Source organism: Halobiforma lacisalsi AJ5 (assembly GCF_000226975.2).
Classification (GTDB): Archaea; Halobacteriota; Halobacteria; order Halobacteriales; family Natrialbaceae; genus Natronobacterium; species Natronobacterium lacisalsi.
Genome location: NZ_CP019285.1, coordinates 2131051 through 2146443, shown reverse-complemented (window position 1 = coordinate 2146443; position 15393 = coordinate 2131051). Strand labels below are relative to the sequence as shown.

At 67.8% G+C, this 15393-nt stretch carries 15 protein-coding genes; 5 read left to right on the top strand and 10 right to left on the bottom strand.

The window, feature by feature from the left end; genetic code table 11:
* Nucleotides 1-36 precede the first annotated feature (36 nt).
* Nucleotides 37-948 carry a hypothetical protein gene (locus CHINAEXTREME_RS10285; protein WP_007143459.1) on the top strand — a complete coding sequence of 304 codons (912 nt, stop codon included), beginning with the start codon at nucleotides 37-39 and terminating at the stop codon, nucleotides 946-948.
* 134 nt (nucleotides 949-1082) lie between these two features.
* On the opposite strand, the gene CHINAEXTREME_RS10280 is transcribed toward CHINAEXTREME_RS10285, so the two are convergent.
* The 4 genes from CHINAEXTREME_RS10280 to speB form a co-directional block, all read right to left on the bottom strand.
* Complete coding sequence (locus tag CHINAEXTREME_RS10280; protein ID WP_007143458.1) at nucleotides 1083-1790, bottom strand: CPBP family intramembrane glutamic endopeptidase; 708 nt, start codon at nucleotides 1788-1790, stop codon at nucleotides 1083-1085.
* Nucleotides 1791-1796: 6 nt separating this feature from the next.
* Nucleotides 1797-2081, bottom strand: a complete 285-nt coding sequence (locus tag CHINAEXTREME_RS10275) for a DUF5789 family protein (protein WP_007143457.1) — start codon at nucleotides 2079-2081, stop codon at nucleotides 1797-1799.
* A 67-nt stretch (nucleotides 2082-2148) separates the two neighbouring features.
* Nucleotides 2149-3327 carry a pyridoxal phosphate-dependent aminotransferase gene (locus CHINAEXTREME_RS10270; RefSeq protein WP_007143456.1) on the bottom strand — a complete coding sequence of 393 codons (1179 nt, stop codon included), beginning with the start codon at nucleotides 3325-3327 and terminating at the stop codon, nucleotides 2149-2151.
* Nucleotides 3328-3332: 5 nt separating this feature from the next.
* Nucleotides 3333-4367, bottom strand: coding sequence for an agmatinase (speB, locus tag CHINAEXTREME_RS10265; RefSeq protein WP_007143455.1), 1035 nt, complete (start codon nucleotides 4365-4367; stop codon nucleotides 3333-3335).
* Between the two features lie 251 nt (nucleotides 4368-4618).
* Here speB and CHINAEXTREME_RS10260 point away from each other — a divergent pair, with 251 nt between their 5' ends.
* Nucleotides 4619-5725 carry a DUF128 domain-containing protein gene (locus tag CHINAEXTREME_RS10260; RefSeq protein ID WP_010546606.1) on the top strand — a complete coding sequence of 369 codons (1107 nt, stop codon included), beginning with the start codon at nucleotides 4619-4621 and terminating at the stop codon, nucleotides 5723-5725.
* Here the strand turns inward: CHINAEXTREME_RS10260 and CHINAEXTREME_RS10255 are convergent.
* The 4 genes from CHINAEXTREME_RS10255 to CHINAEXTREME_RS10240 are packed head-to-tail and all read right to left on the bottom strand — an operon-like array spanning nucleotide 5722 to nucleotide 10700.
* On the bottom strand, nucleotides 5722-6597 hold the full coding sequence (locus CHINAEXTREME_RS10255; protein ID WP_007143453.1) for a nitrilase-related carbon-nitrogen hydrolase: 876 nt from the start codon (nucleotides 6595-6597) through the stop codon (nucleotides 5722-5724). The genes CHINAEXTREME_RS10260 and CHINAEXTREME_RS10255 overlap by 4 nt on opposite strands.
* Nucleotides 6594-8495 (bottom strand): ABC transporter permease subunit, encoded by a 1902-nt coding sequence (locus CHINAEXTREME_RS10250; protein ID WP_007143452.1) that lies wholly within the window; start codon nucleotides 8493-8495, stop codon nucleotides 6594-6596. Before CHINAEXTREME_RS10250 ends, CHINAEXTREME_RS10255 begins: the two co-directional genes overlap by 4 nt.
* Nucleotides 8496-9596: an ABC transporter ATP-binding protein gene (locus tag CHINAEXTREME_RS10245; protein ID WP_007143451.1), complete on the bottom strand. Its 1101-nt coding sequence runs from the start codon at nucleotides 9594-9596 to the stop codon at nucleotides 8496-8498.
* A gap of 3 nt (nucleotides 9597-9599) precedes the next feature.
* Entirely contained in the window at nucleotides 9600-10700 is a 1101-nt protein-coding gene (locus tag CHINAEXTREME_RS10240) for an extracellular solute-binding protein (protein WP_007143450.1), read from the bottom strand.
* 220 nt (nucleotides 10701-10920) lie between these two features.
* Here CHINAEXTREME_RS10240 and CHINAEXTREME_RS10235 point away from each other — a divergent pair, with 220 nt between their 5' ends.
* On the top strand, nucleotides 10921-11886 hold the full coding sequence (locus CHINAEXTREME_RS10235; RefSeq protein WP_007143449.1) for a DUF7139 domain-containing protein: 966 nt from the start codon (nucleotides 10921-10923) through the stop codon (nucleotides 11884-11886).
* Nucleotides 11887-11938: 52 nt separating this feature from the next.
* Nucleotides 11939-12853 (top strand): phosphatase PAP2 family protein, encoded by a 915-nt coding sequence (locus tag CHINAEXTREME_RS10230; RefSeq protein ID WP_007143448.1) that lies wholly within the window; start codon nucleotides 11939-11941, stop codon nucleotides 12851-12853.
* A gap of 118 nt (nucleotides 12854-12971) precedes the next feature.
* Here the strand turns inward: CHINAEXTREME_RS10230 and CHINAEXTREME_RS10225 are convergent, their stop codons facing one another.
* Nucleotides 12972-13457: a metal-dependent hydrolase gene (locus tag CHINAEXTREME_RS10225; protein ID WP_007143447.1), complete on the bottom strand. Its 486-nt coding sequence runs from the start codon at nucleotides 13455-13457 to the stop codon at nucleotides 12972-12974.
* Between the two features lie 152 nt (nucleotides 13458-13609).
* A complete protein-coding gene (locus CHINAEXTREME_RS10220) occupies nucleotides 13610-14152 on the bottom strand; it encodes a CinA family protein (protein ID WP_007143446.1) in 543 nt (180 codons plus the stop codon).
* A gap of 135 nt (nucleotides 14153-14287) precedes the next feature.
* On the opposite strand from CHINAEXTREME_RS10220, the gene CHINAEXTREME_RS10215 reads away from it, so the two are divergent.
* Nucleotides 14288-15388 carry a pyridoxal phosphate-dependent aminotransferase gene (locus CHINAEXTREME_RS10215; protein WP_007143445.1) on the top strand — a complete coding sequence of 367 codons (1101 nt, stop codon included), beginning with the start codon at nucleotides 14288-14290 and terminating at the stop codon, nucleotides 15386-15388.
* Nucleotides 15389-15393 lie beyond the last annotated feature (5 nt).

Genomic DNA, 15393 nt, shown 5'->3' with positions numbered 1-15393 from the left:
GCGTATATGTGCCCGGAACCCTAGAACTCAGGTGAGATGAAACGAAACACGACGATCGCGCTGGTCGGCGTACTGGTCGTCGCCCTCGCGGCGATGCCGCTCGGTGCGGCCAGCGTGGGTACGGCCCTCCAGGACGAAACGGACGATACCGACAGCGACGAGATCGCCCCCGGCGAACGTCTCTCCGGCGTCGTTGCGGTCCAGGACGCCGAGCTTGCGGGCGAGGTGAGCGAGCGGACCTACGGCGTGAAACTGGCTCAGGCCGAGACCGACGAGGCGAAAGCTGCCGTCGTAGACGAACAGGTCGAGGACGTCGACGAGCGGCTGACGGCCATCGAGCAGCGCCTTGAGGAACTCGAGGCGGCCCGCGAGGCCGGCGAGATCAGCCACGGACAGTACCGCGCCGAGGTGGCCCAGCTCGCTGCGGAACGTGCGACGGCCGAACGGCTCGCCGAGGGCGCGAACGCGACGGCGAGCCAGCTGCCTGCCGACCTCCTCGAGGAACGCGGCGTCGACGCCGAGGCGATCGGCGAACTCCGGCAGCGAGCCGACGAACTGAACGGCTCCGAGGTGTCCGAAATCGCCCGATCGATCGCCGGCGACCGCGTCGGACAGCCCCCGGTCGCCGATCGCGAGCCGGGCGCGCCGCTCGAGACTCCCGGACAGAGCGGAGACGAGACGCCCGGTGACGGCCCGGCGGCATCCGGCAACGAGTCCGACGATCGGCCCGGGGCTGGCGGTCCGGCGGACGCGCCGGGTAACGGCTCCGACGGCTCGTCCGGTCACGGCGGTCCGGACGGTGATTCCGACTCCGGCCCCGATGTTGACGACTCCGATGCTAACGACTCCGATGCTAACGACTCCGAAAACGCCGGCGCTGAAGACATCGAGAACGACTCCGCCGGGGAAGGCGAGGAACCCGAGGAATCCGGGGAGCGCGAGGAATAGTCCACTCGTCCGCTAATTCTCACTCGAACGTCGATTCCGGGGACAGGACGCTCTTTCTCGTCTCGAGGGAAAAGCCCGGCCGCAGGCACAGTAACCCACTCCGGTCGACTTCCGGTCACCTGCACTGAACCCCGTCAGATCGGGATCGGCAGCCACTCGAGGAGCGCCAGGAACGGCGTCGGATCGAACAGCGGGTCGTGGAGGACGAGCCAGTCCAGCAGGACGAGTCCGGCCCCATGAGCGATCACCGACGGCAGGATCGACCCGGACTCGTAGTCGACCGCGCCGAAGAGGACGTCCGTCGGCCCGGACAGCAGGAACTCGACGGGCGGCTTCGTGGAGTGGTGGAGCATGTAGACGACCGGGCTGATGAACACGGCCTTGAAGCCGATCTCCCGGACGCCGACACAGAGCAGCCCGCGGTAGTAGGTCTCCGCGGCCAGCGCGAGGGTAAACAACTTCAGCGCGTGCGGGACGAACTCGCCGGGGGCCGCCGTGGTCTCCCACATCGGATAGAACGCCCGGATCGTCGGCAGGGTCGACCCGACCAGGTAGAACGGCAGAACGAAAAGCGCGAGTAACACGGCGTTACGGACGGCAGTGCGGTTGATCGTCCACCCGATCCGTCTGCCGTGGGAAAACCCGAGCGCGAGCGGCCCGCCGATCAGGACGACGGCGTCGACGATCGCCCGTCCAAGCAGGTTCCCGGGGACGAACCGCATCCACACGAGCGTCAGGACGGCCCCGGTCAGCAGCGACTTCTGGACCCAGGACAGCCGGTCGAACTGGCCGCGGAGCCAGCCGCGAGGGGTACGTTCGGTGTGGCTCTCCTCGGTTGCCACAGGTAGTTACTCGTCGGCGGTCGGGATCGGTCCGGTACCGATGACCTCGCGAACGTGTGTTTCGAACTCCTGGCGCCGCTGGAAGTAGGTCTCGTCGACCTCCTCGAGGACGGCCGACAGTTCCCGCGGGCCGTCGGGCGTGCGGATGGTGCTGTCGCCCTCGAGGCGATCGACCTCGCTTTTCTCCTTGGGCCAGGTCAGCCTGGACGTGACCCGGGCAAGCGGTGCGCCCTCGACGGGGGTTCGGTCACCGAGCGTGACGGCGGGTTCCTCCTCGTCCTCGTCGCTCATGGACGGGAGTTGGCCGGCCCGTCGATTCAAGGTTTCGTTTGGGCGGTGGGTGGTCGGTGATCGTGTCTCACCACCAGCGGTTCTCGATCAGTCGATCGACGGCCTCCCGGATCGTCGACTCGCTGCGCGAGAAGGTAAACCGGACCCAGTCGGCATCGGCGTCCGGATACGTGTAAAAGCTGCTGCCCGGGACGGCAGCGACGCCGGCCTCCCGGATCAGCCGGTAGCAGAACTCGAGGTCGTCCTCGTCGGTCGGATACCGGGTCATCACGTAGTAGGCCCCGTCGGGCTCGACGGGATCGAGGCCTGCCTCGCGCAGCCCTTCGACGAGGACGTCCCGGCGGCGCTCGTAGGAGTCGGAGAGGTCCTCGTAGTACTCGTCGGGCAGGGACAGCGCCTCGACGCCGGCCCGCTGGAACGGCGTCGGCGCGCAGATGCTCGTGTAGTCGTGGACCTTCCGTAACTCCTTGGCGAGGTACTCCGGCGCGAGACAGAAGCCGATCCGCCAGCCAGTGACGCTGAAGGTCTTGGACATCCCCGTACAGACGACGGTCCGTTCCGCGAGATCGCCCACTTCGACCGGGCTGACGTAATCGTCCGTGTAGACGATGTGCTCGTAGATCTCGTCGGTCAGCACGATCAGGTCGTGCTCGAAGACGATCTCCTCGATGCGCTCGAGTTCCGTCCGAGTGAACACCTTCCCGGTCGGGTTCATCGGCGTGTTGAGCACGATGATCCGGGCGCTTTCGGCGGCCGCCTCGAGGGCCTCGTAGTCGGGCTCGAGGCCCTCCGTCATGTCCAGCGGGACGGCCTCGGCCCCGGCGAACTGGCTCGCGGGGATGTAGCTCTCGTAGACGGGTTCGAAGTAGATCACCTCGTCGCCGGGGCCGGCGAGCGAGAGCATCGTCGACATGATCGCCTCGCTGGTGCCGCTGGTGATCGTCACCTCACGCTCGGGGTCGTACTCGATCCCCTTCCACTCGGCGTACCGTTCGGAGACGGCCTCGCGCAGTTCGGGCAGCCCCCAGGTGATGGTGTACTGGCTGTCGGTGTCGATCGCCTCCTTCGCGGCGCGTTTGATCTCGGGCGGGGTCTCGTCCTCGTCGGGGATCCCCTGCGAGAGGTTGATTGCCCCCTGATCGATCGCCTCGCGGGTCATCTCCCTGATGACCGACTCGGCGACGCCGTCGGTGCGTCCGGTCCCGACCGCGCCGTCCGGCAGCGGTCTGTTGCTCGTGTGTTTCATAGTAGTTACTCCGCGAACGCTCGTTCCAGCAGCGTGACCAGCAGGTACGCCGCGAGTCGCTGTGTCCCCTCCGTCGAGTCGTACCGCGGCGCGACCTCCATCAGGTCCGCCGCGCCGACGGCCTCGTGGGCGCCGAGTACCTCCATGATCTCTAGCGCCTGGTGGGCCGACAGTCCGCCGGGCGTCGGCGTCCCGGTGCCGGGTGCGACGCTCGGATCGACGCCGTCGATGTCGAAACTGACGTACACCGCGTCGGTGTCCTCGGCGGCCGCGGCCACGGCGTCCTCGATCACTGGACGGACGCCGCGTTCCTCGATCTCCCGCATCGTATAGAGGTTCAGCCCCGTCTCGTCGGCGAACTCGAAGAATTCGGGCGACTCGTAGCCGCGGATGCCGACCTGGCTCACGGAGTCGTAGTCGACGTACGGCGAGTCGGCGATCCGTGCCGTACTCGAGCCGTGGAACTCCGAGCCGAACACCGGACTTTCGGAGACCGTATCGGTGTGGGCGTCGATCTGGACGAATCCGACGCTGTCGTGACCCGCACCCTCCGCGAATCCGCGGACGGCGGGGAACGTACAGTAGTGATCGCCGCCCAGTAACACGGGGAACGTCTGGGCGGCGACCGCGGCCAGGTGGGCCGTGATGCTCTCGGCGGTCGTCTCGCGGTCCATCGGGAAGACGGGGACGTCGCCGCAGTCGGCGACCGAGAGGTCGTCGAAGTCGACGGTCTTCCCGGTCTGCATGTTCGTGAGTCCGCCCTTGTAGTCCGAGAGGTAGGCCCACCAGCCGCTGGCGTGGCGGATCGCCTCGGGGCCGTACCGCGCGCCGGGCCTGTTCGAGACCGCGCCGTCGTATGGGACGCCGACCACCGCCGCATCGACGTCGTCCACGTCGTCGACGTCGCGCCGGTCGCCCTTCATAAAAGTCTTGATTCCCGCGTACGCGAGTTCGACGTTCGCGCCGGTCACCGACTCGCGAAAGGCGGCCGCACGGTCACGCTCCCGTTCGGGGTCAGGGCCGGAGCCGTGACCGCTCATCGCCTTACCACCTCCTGCGCCGGCGAGACGCGCTCGCTGTGGGGCTCAACTCCCAGGTCCTCGATCCGTGTCGTGTGGAATGCCATACAGTAACAATCCGGCAATCTATTGCCACCTGTTCGGTTGACGGACGGAGCACAAAAGCGTATCTCCGACCCCCGACCGCGCGGCCCGATCGTCGATCCTGACTTCGATCCCTCGAGCGGCCCAAACGTTACCGTTACACCCGTCCGCTCCTAATCGGCGGTCGAATGCCACCGGACCTCGATCGGCGGATGTACGACATCCTCCGGCTGGTCGACCACCACGGCCCGATCGGGAGCATCCAGCTGGTCGAACTGCTGCAACTTCACGGGTACGACATCAAGGATCGGACGATCAGGCTGGCGCTCTCCGAACTCGACGAACTCGGGCTCACCGAGAAGGTTCCCGGCCAGGGCCGCCGACTCACCGAGCGCGGCCGGCGCGAACTCGAGCAGGGCGACGTCAACGCTCGCCTCGAGCGCATTCGGGCCCGCATCGCGACCCTCTCGAGCCGCGTGACCTACGACCCGGGCGAGGACGGGGGTGACGTCATCGCCTCCTGTGTGTTCCTCGAGGAGGAGATCGTCGACGACGCGCTCGACCTCGTCGCCCGGCTCGACGCGCTCCCGCTGGGCCCCATCCCGATCAGGCTCGAGGAGAGCAACGCCGAGGAGCCCGGCGACCGCCGGCTGCTTGCCCCCTCGAGCATCACGCTCGACGGCGTGTTGCTCACCCGCGGGATCGACGCACGCCTGACGAACGCCGCGGTCCTCGAGTACGAGCCGGTCGAGAGCCGGTCCGATCCGGGCGGCCCCGCGGATGCGCTCGAACCGGACGCGAACCCGCCGTCCAGCGCCGGTGGTCGTATTCTCCGGCACGTCGACGTCATCGACGGCGAGGGGTCGTCGATCGACGTCGTCACCCTGTTGATCGAGGCCGGACGGAACGACGTCGCGGGGATTCTCGAGGCCGACGGGGCGGACGGAGAAGCCGACTCCGACTCCGACCGACCACGCGGAACCGGCCTCCTCGTCGGCGACGACCGGGAGTTCCCGATCAACCGGCTCGAGGAAGCCCGGGATCTGACGATCGCGACACGAGACGCGCTGGGGGGTGTCGTCGACTTCCAGCGCCCGCGGGAACGCGACCGGCTGCCCGGCGGCGATCCGACCTGGGCCTTCGGCTCGGTCACCCACGTCGGCAGCGGCGAACTGTTGCTCGCTGCGCTGGACGAGTACGGGCTCTCGACCTCGTGGGAGACGCTGTACGGAACGGTGCCGCGGCGAGAATTCGAGTCGGTGACGCGGGTGACGACGGAAACGGCCGACGACTAAGGCTGCGGTTCCGTTTCTCCGAGGTCGTAGACATCGGGCCGACGATCCGCGAGCGCGTCGTCCCGCGGGGTCAGTGACTTGTCCCGCGCTCGAGCGAGGTCGCAGTCGACCGCGAGGACGCGCTCCCCGGCGGCCGGCGCGGGACCGGCGGCCGGCACGCCGTCGGGCGCGACGACGACGCTCCCCCCTTCGAACGTCGTTCCGCGCTCGGTGCCGGCGCGGTCCGCGCAGGCGATCCACACGCGGTTCGCGTCGGCGTGGGCGATGGCCTGGTGGACGCCGGCCGTCCAGCCGCCCGGCCGCCCGTCGCCGTCGGGGTTCGAGTTCGGGCTCAGGTTCGGGTTCGGAACCCAGTTGGTCGGAACGGCGATCAGGTCGGCCCCGGCCCGGGCCTGCGTGACCGTCGACTCGGGGAACCACTGGTCGTTACAGATCTGGACACCGAGGCGGCCGAACGGCGTCTCGAAGACCGGCAGGTCCGATCCCGCCGCGAACCAGCGTTTCTCCTCGTTCCAGGGGTGGACCTTCCGGTAGACACCCTCGAGGCCGTCCGGGGAGACGACGAGAGCGCTGTTGTAGTAGCTCGTCCCGGCGCGCTCCGCGACCCCGCCGACGATCCAGGTTCCCGTTTCGGCCGCGACCTCGGCCCACGCGGTCGCCGTTTCGCCGTCGCGAGGTTCCGCGAGGTCCGCGAGTTCGGCTTCGGACTCGAAGACGTACCCCGTCGTCGCGAGTTCCGGCAGCACGACGAGGTCGGCGTCGGCGTTTTCCCGGACGATCTCGAGGGTTCGTCGCCGGTTCCGGTCGACGGCTCCGAACTCGGGGATGGTCTGGGCGACGGCGACGCGGACGCGGACGCGCTCGCCGGTCACTCCCAGATCCCCCCGGACATGCGGTCGATCGAGGTCATCACGATGACGGTCAACGCGATGAAGACCACGCTCGCGGCCGCGATCGTCGGCGAGTAACCGTACCGCAGCGAGTTGAAGATCTGGATCGGGATCGTCTCGACTAAGAACAGCGACAGGAGCCACGCGATGATGTACTCGTTCAGCGAGAGGATGAACGCGAACAGGGCCCCGGAGACGACGTTTGCCCGCAACAGCGGGTACGTGACCGTCCGGATCGTCCGGCGGGGCGACGCACCCAGGTTCATCGCGGCCTCCTCGTAACTCCGGTCGATCTCGCCGAGCCCCTGTGAGATCAGGATGAACGGGAACGGTGCGTAGAAGATCCCGTGGGCGACGATGATACTCAACCGGGAGCCAGCGAGCCCGAGTTCCAGGAAGAACACGAGGAACGCGACCCCGACGATCACCGGCGGCACGAGGATCGGCAGGACGCCGAACGTGCCGAAGATCGCTCCCAGCCGGTAGTCGAAGCGGTCGAGCGCGAACGCCAGGCTGCCACCGATCGTCGTGCTCAGCAGCGCGACGGCGGCGGCGATCCCGAGGCTGTTGACGAGCGCCAGCACCCAGTCGGGATCGGTGAAGAACTCGACGTACCATTGCAGCGAGAACCCGCCGGGCGGGAACGTGAGGAACTGCTCGGGGGTGATCGAGACCGCGACGATGATGGCAAGCGGCGCGGCGATGAACACCATCACTGCCGTCGCGTAGGCCTTGCTAACGACCGAGAGGACTCGTTCCCGGGTCCGCGGGTCGACCACGTCGACGGCCGAGCCGATCCCAGCGGCGGCGCGAGTCAGGCCGAGGATCCCGGCGAGCGAGCCGAGCCCGTTCCGGAGTCGGCCGAAGACGCCGCTCGAGGGGGCCGTCGCGGTCGTCGTTCCGCCGTCGGTCGCGGCCGGTTCCGAGCCGCCGAGGCTCGCCGTCGTGAGGTTCGTAAACTGGACCAACACCCACAGGAAGGCGACGACGACGACGATCAGGCCGATGCTCATGGCGGCGCCGAAGGGGTAGTTCGCCTCGGCCATGATCTGTTGTTCGATCAGCACGGGCAGGGTCCGTTCGGCGGAACTCCCGAGCAGCCGCGGCAGGACGTACGAGCCAAGCGCCAGGATGAACACGAGCGACGAGCCGCTCATGATTCCGTTTTTCGACAGCGGGAGCGTCACGCGGCGAAACGTCCTGGTCGGGCCCGCACCGAGGTTCTTCGAAGCCTCGAGCAACTCGCCGTCGATGTTGCGGATGCTACTGTAGAGGGTGAGGATCATGAACGGCAGGAAGACGTACACCATGCCGACGATCAGCCCCCAGTAGCCGGGGTAGAACGACTGGGGTTCGGACAGAAGTCCCAGTGAGACCCCGATCGAACTCAGGATACCGCCCGAGGCGAGGATCACCTGCCACGCGTAGGCGCGAATGACGTACGTCACCCACAGCGAGGAGATGATCGTGATCAACAGCACGCTGCGCAGCCACGCCCGCTTCATCTGCGCGAGGTAGTACGCGATGGGATACCCGAGCAGCAAGGACAGCGCCGCCGTGACCAGCGAGATCTCGATCGTCAGCCACAGCTGGCGGAGGTAGAGTCGGGTAGTCAGGAACCGGACGTAGTTCTCGAGCGTGAGGCCGGCCTCGTACCGGCCACCGGGGATGTTCACGTAGAAACTGAACACGAACAGCATCCCCAGCGGGACGAGGAAGATCAGCCCCAGCCAGAACATCGGGTACGAGACGATGTACCACTTCGCGTTGGCCTTCAGGCCGGCGCGGCCGGACTCGCCGGCCGCCGACTCCGGCCCCTCGGAGCCGCCCGCACCCGTGCCCGCGCTATCGGCGTCCGTCGGTGGTGTTTCCGTCGCCATCTATGCCTCCACGATCCGGCAGTCGTCGGCCTCGACCCGGACCGACACGCGTTCGCCGGCCGTTCGTTCGTCGTGGCCGCTCCGCCGGACGACCACGAGTTCCCGTCCCTCGAGCGTCTCGAGGTGGTACTCGATGCTGCTGCCGAGGTGCCGCCGGAAGGTGATCTCGCCCTCGAAAACGTTGAGGTCGGCACCATCCGCCTCGGCGGTCGTCCCGCCGTCGGTCGTCGCGGTCGAGAGTTCGAACCGCTCGGGCCGGATCACGACGGAGACGTCGTCGCCCGTCTTGACGCCGCTCGTGGCTCGTGTCCGGAGCGTTACGTCGTCACACTCGACGGTCGCGCGGCCGTTCTCGACGGCGCGGACGGAGCCGTCAAAGATGTTGGCCGTGCCGAGGAAGTCCGCGACGAACCGGGTCTTGGGCTCGTCGTAGACCTCGCCCGGCGGGCCGACCTGTTCGAAGCGGCCGTCATTCATCACGGCGATCCGGTCGGACATCGTCAGCGCCTCCTCCTGGTTGTGCGTGACGAAGACGGTCGTGATGCCGACCTCCTGCTGGATCCGCCGGAGTTCGACCTGCATCTGCTCGCGGAGCTTCTTGTCGAGGCTCGCGAGCGGTTCGTCGAGCAACAGCGCCTGCGGCTTCGGCGCGAGCGCCCGTGCCAGCGCCACGCGCTGTTGCTGGCCGCCTGACAGCTGGTCCGGCGTCCGGTCGCCCATCTCCGGCAGTTCGACGAGTTCGAGCATCTCCGCCACGCGGGCGTCGATCTCCTCGTCGGTGTAGCCGCCGTCGGCCTCCATTCCGTAGGCGACGTTCTCGTGGATGGTCATATGCGGGAACAGCGCGAAGTCCTGGAAGACCATCCCCGTGTCGCGTTCGTACGGCGGCAGGTCGGTAACCTCCTCGTCGGCGATCGACACCGTGCCGTCGGTCGGCCGCTCGAAGCCGGCGATCGTCCGCAGCGTCGTCGTCTTCCCACAGCCCGAGGGACCGACGAGCGTAACGAACTCGCCGCTCTCGATGTCGATATCGACGCCCTTGACCGCGAGTACGCCGCCCGGATACCGCTTCCTGACGCCGTCGAGTGTGATAGCGCTCATCGATTAGCCGATGATGAACTCTTCCCAGCGTTCGTTCACCCACTCTTCCTCCTCGAGGTAGAGTTCGTAGTGGGGGACGATCGCTTCCTCGGGGCCCGGACCGGCGATCTCCTCGTAGGTCTCGTCGTCGATTTCGGAGTGCTCGCGGTCGATCGTCGGCGCCGTATAGAGGCTCTCGGCAACGCGGTCCTGGACCTCGGGTCGGCTGGCGTAGTCGATGAACTGGCGGGCTTCCTCGGTCAACTCTGTGGTTTCGAGTGCCACCCACGAGCCGGAGTCGAGTACCGACCCCTCCTCGACGAAGTTCGACTGAACGGGTGCGCCGTCGTCCTGCATCACCTTCGTGATGTCACTGTAGAGCATCCCGGCCGGCACCTCGCCGTCCCGGAGCCGTTGCTGGAACTCCGCCTCGTTCTCGTACCAGAAGTTCGCCTGGTCGGTGACCCCCTCGAGTTGCTCGAAGACCTCCTCGACGCCTTCCCGATCCTGCAGGGTCTCCTGGCCGTCGAAGTAGACTTCGGCGGTGATATCCAGCAGGAACGAGTTCGACGCGAGTCCGAGCAGCCCGAAGGTGTCCTCGTACTCCTCGTCCCAGAGAGCCTCCCAGCTATCCAGCGACTCCTCGATGACCTCGGTGTTCTGGACGAGGTTGATGTACCACGAGAGCGCGCCGACGCTGGCGATGCCGCCGTCGGCCTCCTCGATCAGGTCGTCGCTGATGTACTGGAGGTTCTCGAACTCGTCTTCGCTCTCCCAGATGTGCCACAGATCGGAATTGAGTCCCCGCAGGACGCCGACCGTGGACATGATCGCGACGTCGACCGGCGCTTCGCCCGCGTCGACGGCGCTCTCGTACTGGGCCAGCGCCTCCTCGGCAGTCGGCTGTTCCTGGGAGGTCGCCTCGAAGTCGACCTCTTCGTTGAACGGTTCGAACAGTTCGTCGTCCAGTACGTCCTGGAAAACGCCGCCGTAGACGGCGACGGTCAGGCTCTGGTCCTCGAGGAATCCCGTACAGCCTGCGATCCCCCCGAGCGTCGCCGCGGTCCCGGTCGCCGCGGCAGTCCTCAGGAACGCACGTCGGTTCTGTCTCGATTGTCCTGGCATGGCATTGCCACCTACGCCTCATTATCCATGTGACCAGTATAAACCTTCGCACACTGTTCCCACACCGGATGACAACAGCCCCCGTCGAGGGCCGCGCGATTCGGGCGTCCGCTCCGGACGGTCCACCGACCGGCAGTCGCTCTCGAGCCCACGTCACCTCTCCGACTCTCGAGGTGTGTCTGACGTACCGTTTTGTGACGGGAGGTCGAACGGACCGGGTATGACAAGCCTGACGGAGGTCTACGAGGGGACCGAACGAGAGGTGACGAGCCTCCGGCGGCTGTACGCGGGCACGGCGCTCGTTCTGCTGGGGGCGGCGCTTGCGATCGTCGCCGTCCTCGTGGCGACGACCGATCTGTTCGCCGGCCTCGCGATCGGCGTCGTCGACTGGGGGATAGCCGACCAGTTCGTCGTCGTCCAGGTCGCCGGCGTCCTGGCTGGGCTGGGCGTCCCGGCCGCGCTCGTCGGCGTCTTCATCGTCCTGCCGGCCGGCCCGCGGGTCCGGGCCGCGGCCGCGATCAGCGCCAGCCTCTGCCTGCTCGGGGTCAGCCTCTTCTGGTACGCCTACCCCGAAAACTGGCGCTACGGCAGCGACCAGCTCACGCTCGAGGTCTCGGCGATCTACCTTCTCGGACTCTTTACGGCCGTCTGGTGTCTGTTCACCGCCGTCGTCAACTTCAAGACGCGCAACGATCCCGGCGGGATGCTCGAGATGAACGTCACCCGGAAGAACAAGACGGTCCTCGAGGTCGAGGACAGCGACGACTCGACCGGCGGCCTCGGCGGGATCGGGTTCCTCGGGTCGACGCCGGACGGCGACGTCGAGACGCAGACGAACACGGACGCCGAGTCCGGAGACGCCGGTTCGGTCGGTGCGGCTTCCGGAGCCGGGACCAGTTCCGGGGGACCGATCGCCGACGCCGCCGGCCCGGCCACGAGCGACGGGGGATCGGCCGCCGCCGATATCACCTCGCCGCTCGACGGCGGCGCGGACGGCGCGGAAATCGTCGGCTCCCCCGGTTCCGCATCGGAGGCCGAACCGGCCGACCGCTACTGCGGTAACTGCCGCCACTTCGAGTACGCACGGTCCTCCTCCGGCATGGTGCCGTACTGTACCCGCCACGAGACCGCGATGGACGACATGGACGCCTGCGACGAGTGGGTTCCGAACCGGAACCGCGACTAGCCTGACGGCGAATTACGGGCGGCTTTTTGTTCCCCGCTTCGTACCCGCCCGCATGTCCCGCGGTATCGGCGGAGTCGAGGTAGTCCAGCAGTACCTCCCCGAGTGGGGAGCCGTTGTCCTCGCGTTACTCACGCAACTGGGCGATATTTGGTTTCTCGCAACGGTCTTCGCCGCCCTCTACTGGTTCGGCGTGCCGAACCGCGACGACGTCGCCACGCTCGCGGGCGTCTGGCTCTCCGGTATCGGCCTCTACAACGGGCTCAAGGAACTGTTCGGGTTCCCGCGACCGGACCGGCCGCTGCTCGAGACCGAACTCCTGCCGCCGGTCGTCCAGCCGCTGTACGAGGCGACCGCCTTCGCGACCGGCTACGGCTTCCCGAGCGGGCACGCCGTCAACGTAACGATCGTCTACGTCGGCCTGGCGGCGCTCCTGCCGGTCGGGACGGCCCGAACGCGGTTCGGCGCGGCCGCGGCGGTCGTCGCGACGGTCTCGTTCACCCGCGTCGCCCTCGGCGTCCACTACGTGATCGACGTCGTCGTCGGCGTCGCCGTCGGCCTGACTCTGCTCGCGGGAACGTGGCACCTCGTGCGCCGCCTGCCGGTCGACGGCGCGACAGTCTCGTTCGGCCTGGCCGTCGTCTTCGGAGGATTCTTCCTCGCGACCCTCGGCACCGACGCCGCGATCGAGGGCTTTGCCGTGCTGGGGGCCGCCCTCGGCGCGTTCGGCGGGTGGCAACTCGTCGCGCTCGAGCGCCACCTGGGCGCGGAGCCGCGTTCGACCCGTCGATCGGCGCTGAGATCCCGGCCCGCCGCCGTCAGAGGAGGGCTCGCCGCGCTGGCATTGCTCCCGCTGCTCACGGCGCTCGCGCTGGTCGTGCTCTCGTCGGCGTACGCCGCGGGCGGCGCCGCCGGCCTCGCGACGGCCGCGGCCGTCTTCGTCCCGACCCGCTTCTCGAGTCGGCGATGACGGACCTTCGCCGCGCTCCGCGGGAGCCTCGCTGGACATCCCGGCAAGATCGGTCCCACTCCCTCGAGATCGCTTCGAGAACGCGGCCCCGGATCGAGAAACGAGCGTCGACCCGACGCTACAGTCCGACGGACTGCCGAGCCACCTGGACCCCGTACTGCGGGACGTCGTAGACGACGAGCGCGGCGATGCCGAGTTCGAGCGCCGTCACGAACACGGTCATCAGGTCCGCGCGACTGCTGCTGACCGGGACGCCCAGCGGCAGCCCGAACTCCTTCTTCCAGACCGGGTAGAACAGCGCGATGCCGCGTTTGCTCCCCGCGACGTCGAGGACGTAGTGGGTGAGCACGCCGATCCAGACGTACTCGAGGTTGCCGAACAGTTCCGGGAACGCGACGAAGCCGACCAGCAGCGGGAGGTTGTGCAGGGTCTTGCGGTGCTTGCCGAAGGCGGTGTCGACGTCGGGAACCAGCGCTCCGAGCGTGACGGGCACCCCGATGGTGACGATCGTTCGGAAGGTCTCGAGGTTCCCGGCGGGCTCGAAGAGATACCCCAGCCCGAGGCTGAGTAGCATGGCGTTGAGAACGTGTCCTCGCTTGTTCATTATCCGCTACTGGAGAGTCGAGTTCCGAATAGTTTTCCTCTCGAGGGAACGTCGGGCGAGGGTGAGGATGAGGTCTCGGGTACCTGTCGGCCTCGAGTACTCGACGGTCTCGACAGTCTCGACGGAACGTCCCGACCCCGTAGCGCCCAGCGTCAGTCGTCCGCCCCGTCTGCCTCCGTCGATCGAACCCGCTCGAGCTCCGCGAGCAGGTCCTCGAGCGCACGGTCGACGGTCTTCGCGCGGACCGCGGCGCGGTCGCCGTCGAACTCGTAGCGGGAGACGGTCGCGTAGGAGGACTCGCTTCCCCACGGGCCGGCGTAGGCGACGCCGATGTAGACTGTGCCGACGGGGTTCTCCTCGGTGCCGCCCGTCGGGCCGGCAATCCCCGTAGTGGAGACGCCCCAGGTAACGTCCGCGACGTCGCGGACCCCGCGAGCCATCTGGCGCGCGACGGGTTCGGAGACGGCCCCGTGTTCGTCCAGCGCCTCGCGGCTGACGCCCAGCCGGCGACGTTTGGCGTCGTAGGCGTAGGTGGTCGACCCCGAGTGGAAGTAGTCGCTCGCGCCGGGGATGGCGGTGAGGGCCGCGCCGATCAGTCCACCCGTACAGGATTCGGCCACGGCGACCGTTCCGTCCGTCTCTCGGAGGGCGTCCGCGACGTCCATCGGGAGTTCTCGATCGATGTCGTCGTTCATACGCGAGCGGACGGGCCGGATCGTTGTCAAAGCGTGGACTGCAGGGGAGACCGCGAACTCGAGCCGACGGGAGCGGTATCGGGAACGGGAACGGGAACGGAAAGACCGACGTAGGACCGGCCCCCAGACACCCCCATGGAATACGAGACGCCGCTTTTCTTCCGCGTGATGGAGTACGCCTCGCAGGCGGAGGGAGACGTCATCGACATGGTCAGCGGAAACCCCGACTGGGAGCCGCCCGAAGCGCTCCGGGACGCGCTCCACGAGTACGCCGACCTCGAGCCGGACGCGTTCCAGTACCCGCCCAGCCCGGGACTGCACGAACTCCGCGAGGAGATCGCCGCCCGACGGGGCGTAGACGCCGAACAGGTCGTCGTCACGAACGGGGCCGGCGAGGCCAACTACCTCGCGATGGCCCGCGCGCTAGAGCGCGACCGCGGCGACGAGATCGTCCTCGCCGACCCCGTCTACCCTTACTATCCCGGAAAGACGACGATGCTCGGGGGCACCCAGACCTACGTGTCGACCGACGAGACCGGTCAGCTCGATCCCGCGGCCGTCCGCGAGGCCGCAAGCGAGGACACCGCCGCGATCGTCGCCAACTCGCCGAACAACCCGACCGGTGCGGTCTACCCCGAGGAGACGGTCCGGGAACTCGTCGCGATCGCCGAGGAGTACGACGCCGTCCTGGTGAGCGACGAGGTGTACGACCACTTCGACCTCGCCGGGAACTTCTCGAGCGCGCTCGAGGTCGAGTCGGATCACCGGATCGTCACCAACGCCTTTTCGAAGTCGCTGGCGATCACCGGATTCCGTGTCGGCTACGCGATCTTCCCGCCGGAACTGGTCGAGAACGCCAAGAGCCGGCACATGCTCGTCAACGTGGCCGGCAGCCGCCCCTCCCAGTACGCCGTCCTGCAGGCGCTGCGCGAGACCGACCCCGACTACTACGAGCGAAACCGCGACCTGCTGCGCGAGCGGGTCGACGCCTTTACTGACGCCCTGGATGCCGCGGGAGCGTCCTACACCGAGCCCGAGGGTGCGTTCTACGTGATGGCCCGCTTCGAGGAGTACCCCGGGACGCTCGAGAACGTCTTCGAGTTGATCGACGAGGCGGGCGTCGCGGGGATGCCGGGGACCGCGTTCGGCGACTCCCGGTCCGACTGGATCCGGTTTGCCCTGGTCACTCCGCGGGTCGAGGAGGCGGCCGACCGGCTGGCAACGTACTTCGAGTGAGCGGA